The 14,904-nt window shown below is 70.5% G+C and carries 17 protein-coding genes; 10 read left to right on the plus strand and 7 right to left on the minus strand.

Features of this window, described 5'->3' with window-relative positions; genetic code table 11:
* Window positions 1-17 precede the first annotated feature (17 nt).
* The 5 genes from AB0K12_RS37825 to AB0K12_RS37845 form a co-directional block, all read right to left on the minus strand.
* Window positions 18-506 carry a cupin domain-containing protein gene (locus AB0K12_RS37825; protein WP_364572129.1) on the minus strand — a complete coding sequence of 163 codons (489 nt, stop codon included), beginning with the start codon at window positions 504-506 and terminating at the stop codon, window positions 18-20.
* A gap of 74 nt (window positions 507-580) precedes the next feature.
* Window positions 581-2,116 carry an MFS transporter gene (locus AB0K12_RS37830; protein WP_364572131.1) on the minus strand — a complete coding sequence of 512 codons (1,536 nt, stop codon included), beginning with the start codon at window positions 2,114-2,116 and terminating at the stop codon, window positions 581-583.
* Window positions 2,113-2,700: an alpha/beta fold hydrolase gene (locus tag AB0K12_RS37835; protein WP_364572133.1), complete on the minus strand. Its 588-nt coding sequence runs from the start codon at window positions 2,698-2,700 to the stop codon at window positions 2,113-2,115. The genes AB0K12_RS37830 and AB0K12_RS37835 overlap by 4 nt, the downstream gene beginning before the upstream one ends.
* A 496-nt stretch (window positions 2,701-3,196) precedes the next feature.
* Window positions 3,197-3,457: a hypothetical protein gene (locus AB0K12_RS37840; RefSeq protein ID WP_364572135.1), complete on the minus strand. Its 261-nt coding sequence runs from the start codon at window positions 3,455-3,457 to the stop codon at window positions 3,197-3,199.
* A gap of 24 nt (window positions 3,458-3,481) precedes the next feature.
* Window positions 3,482-4,450, minus strand: a complete 969-nt coding sequence (locus AB0K12_RS37845; RefSeq protein WP_364572137.1) for an NmrA/HSCARG family protein — start codon at window positions 4,448-4,450, stop codon at window positions 3,482-3,484.
* Between the two features lie 94 nt (window positions 4,451-4,544).
* On the opposite strand from AB0K12_RS37845, the gene AB0K12_RS37850 reads away from it, so the two are divergent.
* Window positions 4,545-5,018 carry a MarR family transcriptional regulator gene (locus AB0K12_RS37850; protein ID WP_364572139.1) on the plus strand — a complete coding sequence of 158 codons (474 nt, stop codon included), beginning with the start codon at window positions 4,545-4,547 and terminating at the stop codon, window positions 5,016-5,018.
* A 257-nt stretch (window positions 5,019-5,275) separates the two neighbouring features.
* Here AB0K12_RS37850 and AB0K12_RS37855 read toward each other — a convergent pair whose 3' ends face one another.
* Window positions 5,276-5,626, minus strand: a complete 351-nt coding sequence (locus tag AB0K12_RS37855) for a hypothetical protein (RefSeq protein ID WP_364572141.1) — start codon at window positions 5,624-5,626, stop codon at window positions 5,276-5,278.
* A gap of 57 nt (window positions 5,627-5,683) precedes the next feature.
* Between AB0K12_RS37855 and AB0K12_RS37860 the strand changes: the two genes are divergently transcribed.
* The 6 genes from AB0K12_RS37860 (at window position 5,684) to AB0K12_RS37885 (ending at window position 11,385) form a co-directional block, all read left to right on the plus strand.
* Window positions 5,684-5,881 (plus strand): hypothetical protein, encoded by a 198-nt coding sequence (locus tag AB0K12_RS37860; protein ID WP_364572143.1) that lies wholly within the window; start codon window positions 5,684-5,686, stop codon window positions 5,879-5,881.
* Between the two features lie 126 nt (window positions 5,882-6,007).
* Entirely contained in the window at window positions 6,008-7,213 is a 1,206-nt protein-coding gene (locus AB0K12_RS37865; RefSeq protein ID WP_364572145.1) for a low temperature requirement protein A, read from the plus strand.
* A gap of 9 nt (window positions 7,214-7,222) precedes the next feature.
* Window positions 7,223-8,953: an FAD-dependent oxidoreductase gene (locus AB0K12_RS37870; protein WP_364572147.1), complete on the plus strand. Its 1,731-nt coding sequence runs from the start codon at window positions 7,223-7,225 to the stop codon at window positions 8,951-8,953.
* Between the two features lie 215 nt (window positions 8,954-9,168).
* Window positions 9,169-9,399: a hypothetical protein gene (locus AB0K12_RS37875; RefSeq protein ID WP_364572149.1), complete on the plus strand. Its 231-nt coding sequence runs from the start codon at window positions 9,169-9,171 to the stop codon at window positions 9,397-9,399.
* A complete protein-coding gene (locus AB0K12_RS37880) occupies window positions 9,392-10,402 on the plus strand; it encodes a ferritin-like protein (RefSeq protein WP_364572151.1) in 1,011 nt (336 codons plus the stop codon). The genes AB0K12_RS37875 and AB0K12_RS37880 overlap by 8 nt, the downstream gene beginning before the upstream one ends.
* A gap of 23 nt (window positions 10,403-10,425) precedes the next feature.
* Entirely contained in the window at window positions 10,426-11,385 is a 960-nt protein-coding gene (locus AB0K12_RS37885) for an alpha/beta hydrolase (protein ID WP_364572153.1), read from the plus strand.
* 68 nt (window positions 11,386-11,453) lie between these two features.
* On the opposite strand, the gene AB0K12_RS37890 is transcribed toward AB0K12_RS37885, so the two are convergent.
* Window positions 11,454-11,846 (minus strand): helix-turn-helix domain-containing protein, encoded by a 393-nt coding sequence (locus AB0K12_RS37890; RefSeq protein ID WP_364572155.1) that lies wholly within the window; start codon window positions 11,844-11,846, stop codon window positions 11,454-11,456.
* A gap of 99 nt (window positions 11,847-11,945) precedes the next feature.
* On the opposite strand from AB0K12_RS37890, the gene AB0K12_RS37895 reads away from it, so the two are divergent.
* The 3 genes from AB0K12_RS37895 (at window position 11,946) to AB0K12_RS37905 (ending at window position 14,797) form a co-directional block, all read left to right on the plus strand.
* The gene (locus tag AB0K12_RS37895) at window positions 11,946-12,353 is read left to right on the plus strand and encodes a RidA family protein (protein WP_364572157.1); all 408 of its coding nucleotides are present in this window, start codon (window positions 11,946-11,948) and stop codon (window positions 12,351-12,353) included.
* Between the two features lie 219 nt (window positions 12,354-12,572).
* Window positions 12,573-13,499 carry a glucosyl-3-phosphoglycerate synthase gene (locus tag AB0K12_RS37900; protein WP_364572159.1) on the plus strand — a complete coding sequence of 309 codons (927 nt, stop codon included), beginning with the start codon at window positions 12,573-12,575 and terminating at the stop codon, window positions 13,497-13,499.
* 89 nt (window positions 13,500-13,588) lie between these two features.
* Window positions 13,589-14,797 (plus strand): acyl-CoA dehydrogenase family protein, encoded by a 1,209-nt coding sequence (locus AB0K12_RS37905; RefSeq protein WP_364572161.1) that lies wholly within the window; start codon window positions 13,589-13,591, stop codon window positions 14,795-14,797.
* The last annotated feature ends 107 nt before the right edge of the window (window positions 14,798-14,904 follow it).

Raw genomic sequence — 14,904 nt, forward strand, 5'->3', positions numbered from 1 at the left:
CTTGTCTGCCGCCGCTCCTACTCCACGAAGTACGAGTCGTGCTTGTCGAAGAACGTGGCACGCTCCTCCTCCGAAGCGTGTGCCAGGTGCGACACCTGCTCGAAGTACTCCTCGCGTGGGGCTCCCGGGGTGAACAGCAGCAGCATGTCGGCCGGAGCGTCAGAGTCGTTCCGGAAGGCGTGCAACCCGCCCTGCGGCACGTGTAGGAAGTCTCCCTTGCGGGCGTCGACCCACCGCACACCGTCGAACACGCGCACCGTGCCGTCCAGGATGTAGAACGATTCCGAGATCCGCTTGTGGAAGTGCGTCTCAGGGCCGCCCGCCCTGGGCCGCATCTCCACCCGGTACAGCCCGAACTCACCTCGGGTGGTGCCGGTGGTCGCCAGATAGTGGAGGGCGTCCTTCCCGATACCGCTCTCACCGATGTCCGGCGGTGTGGTGGCCGGACGGAAGACAGCGCTGACCTCACCGTTCTCACCCCAGTACCTCTGCTCCGGGTACGACATGTCTTGATCCTTTCCTGTACGGCATGACCGGCGGGCATCCACCGGTGTGACGGCCGGAAACCCCCGGCCGGGTCTCAGTCGATGGTCTGTCGATGGGCGAAGCGGGACACCAGCGGCGGTTCCATCAGCCAGCCGTGGGTCCGCCCGTGTGGCCGGTGCGAGGCCGCGGCGGTCTGCTGCAGCAGGCCGAAGGCGATCGACGCACCGATGGCCATCAGGCCCGCGCACAGCGGCATGGCCCGGCTGAACGACGTAGCGAAGGCTGCGTCCGAACGGTAGGCGTCCGGTCCCATCCCGACCAGTAGCGGCAGTGCCGCCACAGCCACCAGCCCGGCCGCCCGGGCCGCGGCGTTGTTGATGCCGCTGGCCAGCCCGGCGTTCGAGGCGCTCACCGAGGAGAGCAGGGTCACGGTCAGCGGAGCGACCATGACCACCATGCCGGCTCCCATCACCAGCAGGGCGGGGAGGACGTCGGTCAGGTAGGACGCGCCCGGCCCCACCCGCAGCATCATCAGCATGCCCGCCCCGCACACGAGCGGGCCGATGGTGAGCGGGATCCGCGGCCCCAGACGCTGGGCGAGCACCCCGGAGCCGGTGGAGAACAGCAGCATCAGCAAGGTGCTGGGCAGCATCGCCGCACCGGCCGCCAGCGCCGAGTAGCCGACGACGATCTGCAGGTGCAGAGAGGTCAGGAAAAAGAACCCGCCCGTGCCCGCGTACACGCACAAGGTGATCAGGTTGACGGCGGTGAACTGCCGGGAGGAGAAGATGGCGGGCGGAATCATCGGGTCGGCACTGCGCCGTTCCACGGTGAGGAAGGCGGCAGCCGCCGCCACGGCGCCGACGGCCGCGACGACGGGCACCGGACCGCCGTGGCGCGCCTCGGTCAGCGCGTAGGTGGCCAGAGCGAGCGCCAGGGCGCCCAGGACGGCGCCGGGTACGTCGAAACCGAGCCGCCGCCGGACCCCCGCGCCGGCCGCGACGGCGGCGTCCTTCGGGGGCGTGCCCACGGACTCGGGGACATGGCGCAGCGCGACGGGCACACACAGCAGCGCCGGGACGATGCTCAGCAGGAAGGTCCAACGCCAGCCGGGGCCGTCCACCAACCACCCGCCCAGGAACGGCCCGAGGGCCGCGCCGATACCACCGAAGCCCGACCACAGGCCGATCGCGCGCGGCCGGTCGTCCGTGTGGAAGGATGCCTCGATGATCGCCAGTGAGCCGGGGGTGAGCAGTGCACCGCCGGCGCCTTGCAGGGCCCGGGCAGCGATCAGCGTGGTGGTGTCCGGAGCCAGGCCGCACAGCAGGGAGGCCGCCGCGAACCACACGATGCCCACGACGAAGATGCGCCGCCGCCCGAAACGGTCGCCCAGGGACCCGCCCAGCAGGATGAGGCCCGCCAGGGTCAGCATGTAGGCGTTCACCGTCCACTGGAGGACCGCGAGGTCGGCTCCGAAGTCGTCGCCGATATGCGGCAGCGCGACGTTGGTGACGGTCGAGCCGAGCAGGACGACACTGGACCCCAGCACGGTGGCCAGCAGGGTCCACCGGCCACGGGCACTGGTGACGCGGAGGGAGACGGCGCCGTCTGCGGCGGGGGAGTGAGTCATGGCGCCTCCTTGCGTCGTCCGGTGAAGCGCTCGCGGCCGGCGTTCTCCCGCCGCGGCTCGCGTACGTCACGAACGGCCGCCGCGAAGGGAACGGTGATCGCGGGCTGCTTGGCGAGACGCGCCTCGAGTCCCGTGTACGCCTCGGCGCCCGGCGCGAGACCGAGCCGGTGACGGTACGGATGGATCATGACCGAGACCAGGCCGAGAACGCGCTCTGGCCACAGTGCCGCGGCGATCTTCGCGGCGCGCCCGCCCCGGTCGTGTCCAGCGAGATAGGCGCGCTCCACGCCCAGGGCGTCCATGAAGGCGACGACGTCCGCGCCCAGCGCGGCCCGCTGACCCGATCGCGGAGTCGAACCGGGAAGAAACCTCGTGGGCCCGTGGCCCCGCAGATGGGGGACGACGACCTGGAACCCGCTGTCCGCGAGCAGCGGCGCCACGGCCACGTAGCTCTGGATGCCGTAGGGAGAACCGTGCGGGAGCAGCACGGTGTCGTTCTCCGCGGAGCCCGTCCCGTAGTAGGCAACGTCGAGTACGTCGGTGCTGACCCGGCGGAGCGGAGCGAGTGTGTGGTGTTCGGACATGCGAGCCTCTGGTTTCTGCTGCCAAGGGGACAGCCACGGTCTGCCGGGGAAGCGGTGACGCTCGGACGAGGGCGGCGATCGGCGTGGGTATCGATGCGCGTGCCCTGCTCGGTCGGCACCAGCGCCCCACGCTCCGCGTCAGTGAGGATCGTGGCCTGGCGCCACACGGCCACCAGGTTCAGACGCTGCCGTTCCTCACCCGCGGCGAGGGCGTTGCCGAAGTAGTCGATACGCGCTTCCATGACGGATCTCCCTGGGTACGGACCAGTTACTCCCTAATGACCGGGCGCTTCCCGCATCTGTGACAACCCGCGCGTACGCCGGCACCGAACACGTGTCGAAGACAACCTGTGTTTGCGGCCCCGCCCTCGAGAACCGCCGACGTGTTCTCCCCCGAGACGGTGAATGATCGTTCCAGACTTCCGCCTGCCTCTGGTGGTCGCGTCAACACTCAGAGTGACGATCCGGCCCGGGCGGAGTGGCCGGCGTCACTCCGTCAGGGCTGGTGCGGGGTGGTTTCCTCCTGGAAGTCGCACCCCGGGTTCGGCGCGTCCACCGAGAGCGGCGCGCCGTGCGGGATCACGTACGGCACTTCCATGACGACGGGCTTGTCGTCCCGGTTCTGGCCGATGTGGACGCGGTCGGAGCCGCTGGGCTCGACGATGGTCCGCCCGGCCTGGACCGTGGCGCTGACGCCGCTGCTCGGGGCGGCGTTCGCCGCGCCGGGAAGCAGGGCGAGGCGCGCGGCGGCGACCACGCGCGGTGAGGGGACGGGTGCCCGTCAGCGCGGGATGGTGTCGCGGTGGGCGGCCAGCCACGTGTCGAACGACTGCAGCCTCGGGTTGAGCTCGCGCAGCAGCTCGAAGTCGATGAGCTCGGCGATGTCGGGAGCGGCCGCGATCAGGTACTGGAGCATGTTGCCGACCTCGCCCGCGCCCGGGAACCCCGCGGCCCGGATCATGTCGGGGCTGACCGCCTGGTAGGTGACGGGCTCGCCGAGCGCCACGCTCAGCGCGGCGGCGTACTGCGCGCCGGTGAGCACGGACCCGGCGACGCTCACCCGCCTGCCGGCCATCGCGATCCCGTGGCGGAAGATCCCCAGCGCGGTCCTGCCGACGTCATCCGCGGCCTGCGCGGCCACCCGCGCCTCGCCGAACCCGAGCGGCAGCACCAGCGCTCCCGTCTCGTCACGCCGTGGCGCGAACATGTCCCGGAACGCCTCGTAGTAGACGTTCGCCTGCAGGAAGGTGGTGGGCACGCCCGACTCCAGGAAGAACCGGTCAGCCTCGGCCTTGCCGTCGGCGTGCGGCACCTTGTACGAGCCCTCGAAGCTCGGCGTCCCGTCACCCGGCCGGAAGTAACCGCGGGTGTCGGACAGCGTGGACCAGACGAAGTGCCGTACGCCGGCCTCCTGCCCCGCCCGCGCCGCGTTGCCGGCCTGCTCCTGCTCCTTGGTGGTCGCGGGCCGCGCCCGCTCCTCCTCGGGCGTGCGAGGCTCCCAGAAGTTGGTCACCACGAAGGCGCCGTGGGCGCCGTCGAACGCCTTGCGCAGGCTGCCCGCGTCGTCGAGATCGGCCCCGACGACCTCGGCCCCGAGCGCGGCCAGCTCCCTGGCCCGCGCCGAACCCGGGTCCCGGGTCAGGGCTCGCGCGGCGAACCGCCCACTGCGGTCGTCGAGGATCGCGCGGACCAGCCCGCCCCCTTGCGCTCCGGTCGCGCCCACCACGGCGATGATCTGCTGCTCGCTCACAGAGACAAACCCCTCACGTGTCCAGGTTGATGTGTCAACCCGGCCACCCTACAGCGCCAGGTTGATACGTCAAGCAACGGGTAGAGTGGGCATCGTGGGATGGGAACAGGAACTCGGCGAGGCCGACCGGATGTGGCGCACGTACATCGAAATGAGCAAGCACCTCGGCTCGCACCTGCAGCAGCACCTGCAGCGCGAGTGCGACCTGTCCGCCGCCGACTTCGAGGTCCTGGTCCGGCTCACGGAGTCGGAGCGGCGGGAGATGCCCGTCGCGGAGGTGGCCGCCGCGACCCAGTGGGAGAAGAGCCGCCTGTCCCACCAGCTCACCCGGATGGCGCAACGCGGGCTGGTCGAGCGAGTGGACTCCAACGACCGCCGCTACCCCGACGTGCGGCTCACCGACAAGGGCTACGCGGCGATCAACAAGGCTGTCCCCGAGCACACCGAGATGGTTCACGCCCTGTTCATCGACGTGCTGGGGCCCGAGCGGCTGGCCGGCTTCGCGCAGGCCTGCGCCGACGTGCTCCGCGCACTCGACGAGCACCGGGAGCGGGACTGCTCGTTGTGATCATGCACCCGCGCCGGGGAGAGCACCGCTAGGGTGTGGCGCAAACGGAGATCATTCGTGCCCCGATCACCCCTGCTCCCCTGGGTGGCCGCGCCGGCCGCCGCCGCGTATCCGACCTGGGACGCTCATCAGGCCGAGTACGGGGGGCCTACCACGTCCGCGGCTGCGTGGGGCTGTCCGGCGGATACGGCTTGTCCTCGGCGCCGGCGAGGCTGACCACACCCGGCTTCCCGTCACACATGGCCCGGGCTACCCGGTCAACCGTGTGTAGAGCCTCCCGCGTGGCCCGTGCGGCCCTTTCCCTCCGCTTCGCTGCTGCGACCTGAAGGAGAAGACACAAGTCGCAACCTCTCCCGTTCGTCATCGATCCCACCGGTGCCGACCGGCATGCTGACTACCGAGCCCTCCGGCAGCAGCCGGATCGCGGTGTCGACCGCCTCGCGTTGTTCGGCTGCCGTCTCGGGGCCGGCAGAGAGGTCCGTCGTCTCGGGAAGCCAGGGGCCGGCGGAGGACTGACCCCCGCCGAACGAGCGGTCCATCTCCTGCGCACAGCCTTCGACCACCCCTAGCGCCGGACCTCCCAGGTCCTCCACCTGGGCGAAGACCATGCGCGGCTACTCCTTCGACGCGCCCGCAACCACCTTGCCACCGAGCGGCGCCACCAGGTGAGCACCACCGCGCACCGGCGCCTCGTACGGACCTTCGTCGCCGCCGCGCAGTCCGGCGACCTCGCCGGACTGGAAGAACTGCTCGCCGCCGACGTCGCCCGCCAGGTCCGGTCGGCGTCGGCCCGCGGCCCGTTCGCGGATCCCCGCAGCCGGCTCCTGTCTGATCCGTCAGGCGGATGCGGAGCTCGTGCGTGATCCGGCCCGAGGCCGGCCAAGGAGCGGCCTTCCGCCTTGTGGCAACCACCGCCTTGTGGCAACCACCGCGGCGATCTGTCACAGATCGCGACGCCGTCCGGTCTTTCTTGGCGTACCGGACGCCGCATGAGCGACAGGAGCGTGAGCGTGCCCTCAACCAGGACCACCATCCGGATACGGGTCAGGATGAGCTCGCGGCCCATCGACGAGCCGCATCGCGCGGCGAGCCAGCTCGAGCTCCTCTTCGATCTCACCTTCGTGATCGCGGTCGCGGCCGTCACGGCGCAGTTCGCGCACGCCATCGCCGAAGGTCATGGCCTGAGCGGGCTGGTCCCGTTCCTCCAGGTGTTCTTCGCGATCTGGTGGGCGTGGATGAACTTCACCTGGTTCGCCTCGTCCTACGACACCGACGACGTCCTCTACCGGCTGCTGACCATGGTGCAGATGGCGGGCGTGCTGGTGCTCGCCGCCGGTGTGCCCGCCGCGGTCGGCCACGCCGACCTCGGGATCATCACGCTGGGGTACCTCATCATGAGGATCGGGCTTGTCGCGCAATGGCTGAGGGCCGCGTTCGAGGACCCGGCGAGCCGCCGTACGGGGCTCCGCTACGCCGCGGGCATAGGGCTGGTCGAGTCGGGCTGGCTGCTCCGGCTCGCTCTCGTGGAGGCGGGCCTCCTGCCGGCGTCACTCCAGCTGCCGTTCTTCGCCTGCCTGGTCGTCCTGGAGCTGGCGGTGCCGTGGTGGGCTGAGCAGGTCAGGGCGACCACCTGGCACCCGCACCACATCGCCGAGCGCTACGGCCTGTTCACGATCATCCTGCTGGGCGAGAGTGTCCTGGCCGCGAGCAGAGGGGTTGAAGGTGCGCTCGCCGCGGGTCCCCTCGTCGTCATCGCCGGATCCGGTCTCGTCCTGCTGTTCGCCCTGTGGTGGTTGTACTTCCTGGTCGGGGCAGGGGAAGGGCTCAGCGAGCGGCGTCATCGCTCGTACTGGTGGGGGTACGGCCACTTCGGCGTCTTCGCCGCGCTGGCGGCTCTTGGCGCCGGGCTCGAGGTGGCTGTGGAGCAGAGCGGGCACCAGGTGGCGGCGTCGCCGGTGGCGATCGGCTACGCGGTCGCCATCCCGGCCGGGGTGTATCTCATCCTGCTCGGGGCGGTGCACGCGCTGGTCGACGCCGACTCCGTCATCCCACGCCCTGCCGTGGCAGGGTGCGTCGGCGCCGTCGCGGCGTCGCCGCTCGCGGCGCCGTGGATCGGGGTGGCCGCCGTGGTCGCGCTGATCGCGGCCGCCTGCGTCGCGCTGGTCGCCGTCGCCATGTGGGCGGCACGTAACTGAAGGAGCATCATGCACGCATCAGAACACACCATCGCCACGTCCGTCCTGGTCATCGGGACCGGAGGAGCCGGGCTGCGGGCGGCCATCGAGCTCGCCGAGCGCGGGGTGGACGTCCTCGCGGTCGGTAAACGGCCCAAGGCGGACGCCCACACCTCGCTCGCGGCGGGCGGCATCAACGCGGCCCTCGCCACGATGGACCCCGAGGATACCTGGCAGCAGCACGCGGCCGACACTCTCAAGGAGAGCTACCTGCTGGCCAACCCCGAGACGGTGCGCATCGTCACCGAGGGAGCCGCTCGTGGCATCGAGGACCTCGTGCGGTACGGCATGCCGTTCGCGCGCGAGCAGGACGGGCGGATCTCCCAGCGCTTCTTCGGCGCCCACACCTTCCGGCGCACCTCGTACGCGGGGGACTACACCGGACTCGAGATCCAGCGCACGCTGATCAACCGGACGACCCAGCTCGACGTCCGCGTACTCGACACGGTTTACATCACGCGGATTCTCGTGCGTGACAACGCGGTCTTCGGCGCGTACGGGTTCGACCTGACCGACGGCAGCCGCTACGTCATCCATGCCGACGCGGTGATCCTGGCTACGGGCGGCCACACCCGGATCTGGCGCCGCACCTCCTCTCGCAGGGACGAGAACACCGGCGACTCCTTCCGCCTGGCCGTCCTGGCCGGCTGTCGCGTCCGCGACCCCGAGCTGGTGCAGTTCCACCCATCTGGTCTCATCGCGCCGGAGAACGCGGCGGGCACGCTCGTCTCCGAGGCGGCACGGGGCGAGGGCGGGATTTTGCGCAACCGGCTTGGCGAGCGGTTCATGTCCCGGTACGACCCGAAGCGGATGGAGTTGTCCACGCGCGACCGGGTGGCGCTGGCCGCCTACACGGAGATCAAGGAAGGTCGCGGCACCCCGGACGGCGGCGTGTGGCTGGACGTGTCGCATCTGCCGCGCGAGACGATCATGACGCGGCTGCCTCGCGTCTACCAGACGCTCCTGGAACTGCAGATGCTCGACATCACCAAGAAGCCGATCGAGATCGCGCCGACCGCGCACTACTCGATGGGCGGCGTCTGGGTACGCCCCGAGGACCACGGCACGGGCGTCGACGGCCTGTACGCGATCGGGGAGGCGGCCAGCGGCCTGCATGGCGCCAACCGCCTGGGCGGCAACTCCCTCATCGAGCTCCTCGTCTTCGGCCGCATCGTCGGCCAGGCGGCGGCGGAGTATTCCGCAAGTCTCGACGCCCAGCGCCGCTCCGCCGAGGCGCTCGCCGCGGCGCGGGAGGAAGTGGACGAGCTCCTGTCCGCCGACGGCCCGGAGAACGTGCGGTCGCTGCAGCGAGCGCTCCGGGACATCATGACCGAGCGCGCCGGAGTGGTACGCGACGAGGGCGGCCTGCGAAAAGGCCTCGCCGAACTGGCCGCGGTAGAGGCGCGCATCAGCGGGATAGGGGTTCACCCGGACATCGCCGGCTTCCAGGACCTGGCCCACGCCTTCGACCTGAAGTCCGCGGCACTCGCCGCGCGCGCGACCATCGAAACCGCGATCGAGCGCCGCGAGACCCGCGGCTGCCACAACCGCTCCGACTACCCGGATCTCGACCCCGCACTGCAGGTCAACCTCGTGTGGTCGGGCCCCGGATCGGTGGCGCGGGAGAGCATCCCGCCGATTCCCGCCGAGATCGCGGCGCTCATGCGCGAGGTCTCGACCGCGGGAAAGCTCGTCGAGTAGCCGGATCCTGTCACAAGTGCCGGGGCTGTCCTGTCTTAGCTGGCGATCGGGCCACATCACTGAACGGGCGAGTCGTTGTGACCGCGTTGGCGATGGTCGCCGAGCGCTCGCTGCCCGCCTGGGCGACCGCTGTGCCGCCTGTTCGCCACCGGCCAGATCGCCGTCCGCCTGATCCAGGCGGTCAGCAGGCCCGCCGTACAACCCATGGAGGAGACATGTGCACCCCGAACGGTGAGAACGAGTTCCTGTACGAACTCCACGTTGAGATCGAGGAGGAGCTGGTCATCGCCGAGGCCAGCCACCCGGAGGAGGAGATGGAGCGGCCGGTCACCGAGTGGCTGTACGACCCGACGGACGTCGAGCGCGAGGAGATCGCCCTGCGGGTGCTGCGCGACGCGGTCGAGGTGCTGGAGGACGGCTCGAGGCCGGGTGGCGACGTTGCCTGAGCCACGGATCGACACGCTCGGCAGCCTCCGCGAGCACCTGCAGTGGGCGATCGAGCTGGAGCACGCGACGCTGCCGCCGTACCTGACCGCGCTGTACTCCCTCGACCCGGAGCGCAACCCGGCGGCCGTCGAGGTGGTGAGCGGCGTCTTCGTGGAGGAGATGCTGCACCTGGCGCTGGCGGCGAACCTGCTCAACGCCGTCGGCGGCACGCCGCGCCTGGACATGCCCGAGATGCTGCCGCCTCACCCCCGCAAGCTGCCGCACAGCGACCTGGAGCTGTCGCTGGTGCCGTTCGGCGCGGAGGCGCTGGAGATGTTCCTGCGCCTGGAACAGCCGGCGGCACCGAGCGCACCGCCGGAGGACGAGGGCTACGAGACGATCGGGCAGTTCTACGCGGCGATCGAGCAGGGGTTGCGCTACCTGTGCGACACGCTCGGCGAGAAGGAGGTCTTCTGCGGCGACCCGGCGCGGCAGGTGAGCGGCGCCCGCTTCCGTCACACCGCCGGATCGCTGTTCGCCGTCGAGGATCTGGAATCCGCGCTCGGCGCGCTGAGGGAGATCGTCGAGCAGGGGGAAGGCAACGCCCGCGGCGAGGTGTGGGACGGTGACCAGGACGTCCTCCACCCCGAGCGGAAAGAGGTCGCCCACTACTACCGCTTCCAGGAGCTCAAGCTCGGCCGCCGTTACCAGCCGGGCGACACCCCGAAGACAGGACCGAGCGGCGAGAAGGTCGGCGTCGACCCGGACGGCGTGCTCCCGATGACACCCAACCCGCGGCCCGCTGAGCCGGGCAGCGCCGAACGGGCGGCGCAGGATCTGTTCGACACCACCTACAGCATCCTGCTGAACCTGCTGGAGCAGGCATTCAACGGCGACCCGAGGCGGCTGACGGACGCCACCCGCACCATGTTCACGCTCAGGGCTCAGGCGCAGGCCCTGATGGCGCTGCCCGGCGGCGCCGGTCCCACCTTCTCCTACGTGCCGCGCGAAGCACGCGGCTGATCCCTAGCGAAAGAAGGCACATCATGAACAAGCACATCCTCGAGCCCGCCGCCTGGGAGCTGGCGCAGGCCACCTCGAAACCGCCGTTCCTGTACGAGCTCGGCCCCGAGGGCGCCCGCAAGGTGCTCGACGACCTGCAGGCCGCTCCGATCGCCAAGCCGGACGTGGACGACAAGTGGATCGTCGTCCCCGCGGAGGTCGGCGACGTGCGGGTGCGGATCGTCAAGCCGGTCGGCTCGACGGGCACGCTCCCCGTCGTCCTGTACGTGCACGGCGGCGGCTGGGTCATCGGCAACGCGGGCACCCACGACCGGCTCGTGCGCGAGCTCGCCGTCGGCGCGGGCGCGGCCGTCGTCTTCGTCGAGTACGACCGCTCGCCCGAGGCCCGCTACCCGGTGGCCCTCGAGCAGGCCTACGCCACCGCACAGTGGATCGTGAAGTCCGGCGCCGGGGAGGGACTGGATCCCTCCCGGCTGGCCGTCGCGGGCGACTCGGTCGGCGGCAACATGACCGCGGCGCTGACCATCCTGGCCAAGCAGCGCGGTGACGTGCGTTTCGTGCACCAGTCCCTGTACTACCCGGTCACCGACGCCGGCCAGGACACCGACAGCTACCGCGAGTTCGCCGACGGGCCGTACCTGACGGCCAAGGCGATGGCCTGGTTCTGGGACGCCTACACCACCGACCCCGCCCAGCGCGCCGAGATCACCGCCTCGCCGCTGCGCGCCTCCCTGGCCGACCTCGAGGGCCTGCCGCCCGCGTTCGTCGTCGTCGACGAGAACGACGTGCTGCGTGACGAGGGCGAGGCCTACGCCCGCAAGCTGATCGCGGCCGGGGTGCCCACCTCCAGCGTCCGCTACAACGGCACGCTGCACGATTTCATGATGCTCAACCCGGTCCGCGCCACCGAGGCCACCAGCGCCGCCATGGCCCAGGCCATCGACGTCCTCAAGGCCGCCTTGAAAGCCGGAGGGTCTCGGTGAGAATCGGCGCCGGTGCTGTCGCGGTTCAGGTGAGTGCCCCGGCAGGATCCGGACCTGCGGCACCGGCTTCAGGAGAGCCGTTCGGGGTCGTCGAAGTGGGTGCGGGCGGACTCGATGTGGCTGAGGAAGCGCTGCGTCCAGTCGCACATGGCGTCCACCGTCGCCTGCAGGCCGCGTCCCGCCTCCGTCAGGGTGTACTCGACGCGTGGCGGGACCGTCGGATACACGCGCCGTTCGACCAGGCCGTTGCGCTCCAGCATGCGCAGGTTCTGGGTGAGCATCTTGTGGCTGATGCCCTGGACCTGCGTACGCAGCTCGCTGAAGCGCAGGGTGCGTCCGCCGAGCGCCTCGATGATCAGCAGGGCCCATTTGTTGGCGACGTCCGAGAAGATCTCGCGCGCCAGGGAGTCGGCCCTGCGCAGATCAGCCGCTGCCGGGCCGTCGAACTGCTTGCTCACCATCAGGTGCCCCAGTCACGAAAAAGTGCGTTCTTCCACGTCACCGGACACTCTCCTACAGTTCCTGGGTAACCACAAGAGAGCTGAACCGAGGAGAAAGTCATGGCCGTCACATTGCTGAACCCGGACGGGCTGATCGAGTCGCCCGCCTACCGGCAGGTCGCGGTCGCGTCCGGGTCGCGGCTCGTCTTCATCGCCGGCCAGGTGGCCTGGGACGCCGACGGGAAGACCGTGGGCGCGGGGGATCTGGCGGCGCAGGTCGAGCAGTGTTACCGCAACGTCGCCACCGCTCTGGCGGGGGCCGGGGCCACGTTCGAGGACGTGACGAAGCTGACCGTGTACGTCGCGGGCTGGAGTCCCGAGCAGATGCCGCTGTTCATGGAGGGGGTGTCGCGGGCCATGGCGGGGCTGGGGGTGACGGCGGCGCCGCCGGCCACGTTGCTGGGGGTGGCGGCCCTGCACGTACCGGAGCATCTGGTGGAGGTGGAGGCGATCGCCGTCCTCGACTGACCGAAGGCTCGTCTCCTCATCGGACGGCCACCACCGTCGCCGGAAAATGCTCTTCCAGACGCCCGCGAAGCTTGTCCCGCTTCCGGCTGTCCCTTTGTGGTGGCGTTGCCCGGCCCGCGGATCCCTTCAAGCCGGCTTGACCTGCGAGGGCGACGGGTCCAGAGGCCGGATCGGCACTTCGCTTACGCTGATTAATTGGGATACGGAGGGAGGGGTCGCATGCTTCCTGAAGTGCACGGATGGTTGCGACGCCGCACTTCGTCCGCCGGGGACTGGCCGGTCCAGGACCTGGTGGCCGCCAAGGGGGAGACCACGGTCAGCGTGGTGCTCCCGGCCCGCGACGAGCGGGAGACCGTGGGAGAGATCGTCGGAGTGATCCGGCGGGAGCTGGCTCCGCTCGTTGACGAGCTCGTGGTCATCGACTCGCGTTCGACCGACGACACCGCCCGGGTGGCCGCCCGGGCCGGAGCCAGGGTGCACGCTCAGGACGAGATCCTGCCGCAGCTCAAGCCGATGGACGGCAAGGGGGAGGCGCTGTGGAAGTCGCTGGCGGTCACGTCGGGGGACGTGCTCGTCTTCGCCGACGCTGATATCCGGAATTTTCGTGCTTCACTGATCCTCGGGGTCTTGGGGCCGCTCCTGGCGGACCCGAGCGTCGTGTACACGAAAGGGTGTTATGACCGTCCCCTGCACGGCACCCCCAACGGCGGCGGCCGCGTCACGGAGCTGGTCGCCCGCCCCCTCATCAACCTGCACTGGCCGGAACTCGCCGGTTTCGTCCAGCCCCTGGCCGGGGAGTACGCCGGCCGCCGCTCCGCGCTCGAACGCGTCCCCTTCCTCACTGGGTACGCCGTGGAGCTGGGCCTGCTCATCGACCTGCTGGAGCTGGCCGGGCTCGACGGGTTCGCGCAGGTGGACCTGGGCTCGCGCGAGCACGCGCCGCAGTGCACCGAGGCGCTGGGGCGGATGTCGTCCCAGATCATGCTCGCCGCCTGGTCGCGGCTGGAACGCCAGGGCCGCATCACCGCGGCCGCCGCGCCGTCGCTGCGGCTCACCCAGTTCAGAAGGGGCCCGGAGGGGCACGAGGTGCTCGTCCGCGACATCGGCATCGGCGAACGCCCGCCGATGATCACCGTGGCGGCCTGAGGCCGTCACCGGAGCGCCGTGCCCGCGAGGCTACTCGCCGGTAAGGTGTTACCACCGGTAACGGCGACGCGGTTCGAGAGGTGCGGCACATGGCGGGTTTCTGCCCGGAGCTCAGCGACGACGTCAGGGAGGTCCGCGACTGGGTGCACGCCTTCGCCCGCGACGTGATCCGCCCCGCCGGCGCCGAATGGGACGAACGCGAAGAAACCCCATGGCCGGTCATCCAGGAGGCCGCCAAGGTCGGCCTGTACTCCCTTGACTTCTTCGCCACCCAGTGGTTCGAGGAGAGCGGGCTGGCGCTGCCCGTGGCGTTCGAGGAGCTGTTCTGGGGCGACGCCGGCATCGGCCTGTCGATCACCGGCACCGGCCTGGCCGCCGCCGCCCTCGCCTCCAACGGCACCCCCGAGCAGGTGGGGGAGTGGCTGCCGCAGATGTTCGGCACCGAGAACGACGTCAAGCTCGGCGCGTTCTGCGCCTCCGAGCCGGACGCCGGCTCCGACGTCGGCGCCATCCGTACGCGCGCCGTCCGCGACGGCGGCGACTGGGTGCTGAACGGCGCCAAGACCTGGGCCACCAACGGCGGCATCGCGAACGTCCACATCGTCGTGGCCTCCGTGGACCCGTCACTCGGCACCCGCGGCCAGGCGTCCTTCATCATCCCGCCCGGCACGCCGGGACTGTCCATGGGACAGAAGTTCCGCAAGCACGGCATCCGCGCCTCGCACACGGCCGAGGTCGTCCTGGAGGACGTACGGGTGCCCGCCGCGTGCCTGCTCGGGGGCGAGGAGAAGCTGGAGGCGCGACTGGCGCGCGTACGGAAGGGGGAGCGGGCCGGCGAGCAGGCCGCGATGCGCACCTTCGAGACCACCCGCCCCGTGGTCGCCGCCATGGCGGTCGGCATCGCCCGCGCCGCCTTCGAGTACGCCAGGGACTACGCCCGCGAACGCACCCAGTTCGGCCGCAAGATCGGGGAGAACCAGGCCATCGCCTTCCTCCTCGCCGACATGGCCACCCGCGTCGACATGGCCCGCCTCCTCACCTGGCGCGCCGCCTGGATGGCCCGTAACGCCCGCCCCTTCGAACAGGCCGAAGGCTCGATGTCGAAACTGGTGGCAGGAGAGACGGCGGTCTGGGTGACGGAACAGGCCATCCAGATTCTGGGCGGCGCGGGCTACACCCGAGAACACCCGGTGGAACGCTTCCACCGCGACGCCAAGATCTACACCATCTTCGAAGGCACCTCGGAGATCCAGCGCCTCATCATCGGCCGCGCAGTAACCGGCCTCCCCGTCCGCTGAGACTTCGTCACGAAGACCGCACAGCCGGCCACGACCTGAGCCGGGTCCTGACCCCTGAACCAGGGACGCCGCGCCATTCAGGCCGCCTTTTCTGCGGATTCCACCGC

This window comes from Nonomuraea sp. NPDC049419, from assembly GCF_040676995.1.
Classification (GTDB): domain Bacteria; phylum Actinomycetota; class Actinomycetes; order Streptosporangiales; family Streptosporangiaceae; genus Nonomuraea; species Nonomuraea salmonea.

Coding starts and splice junctions, on each gene's coding strand:
- AB0K12_RS37825 (WP_364572129.1), bottom strand. CDS start 506: ATGTCGTACCCGGAGCAGAGGTACTGGGGTGAGAACGGTGAGGTCAGC.
- AB0K12_RS37830 (WP_364572131.1), bottom strand. CDS start 2,116: ATGACTCACTCCCCCGCCGCAGACGGCGCCGTCTCCCTCCGCGTCACC.
- AB0K12_RS37835 (WP_364572133.1), bottom strand. CDS start 2,700: ATGTCCGAACACCACACACTCGCTCCGCTCCGCCGGGTCAGCACCGAC.
- AB0K12_RS37855 (WP_364572141.1), bottom strand. CDS start 5,626: ATGGTCTTCGCCCAGGTGGAGGACCTGGGAGGTCCGGCGCTAGGGGTG.
- AB0K12_RS37865 (WP_364572145.1), top strand. CDS start 6,008: ATGAGCGACAGGAGCGTGAGCGTGCCCTCAACCAGGACCACCATCCGG.
- AB0K12_RS37870 (WP_364572147.1), top strand. CDS start 7,223: ATGCACGCATCAGAACACACCATCGCCACGTCCGTCCTGGTCATCGGG.
- AB0K12_RS37875 (WP_364572149.1), top strand. CDS start 9,169: ATGTGCACCCCGAACGGTGAGAACGAGTTCCTGTACGAACTCCACGTT.
- AB0K12_RS37885 (WP_364572153.1), top strand. CDS start 10,426: ATGAACAAGCACATCCTCGAGCCCGCCGCCTGGGAGCTGGCGCAGGCC.
- AB0K12_RS37890 (WP_364572155.1), bottom strand. CDS start 11,846: ATGGTGAGCAAGCAGTTCGACGGCCCGGCAGCGGCTGATCTGCGCAGG.
- AB0K12_RS37895 (WP_364572157.1), top strand. CDS start 11,946: ATGGCCGTCACATTGCTGAACCCGGACGGGCTGATCGAGTCGCCCGCC.
- AB0K12_RS37900 (WP_364572159.1), top strand. CDS start 12,573: ATGCTTCCTGAAGTGCACGGATGGTTGCGACGCCGCACTTCGTCCGCC.
- AB0K12_RS37905 (WP_364572161.1), top strand. CDS start 13,589: ATGGCGGGTTTCTGCCCGGAGCTCAGCGACGACGTCAGGGAGGTCCGC.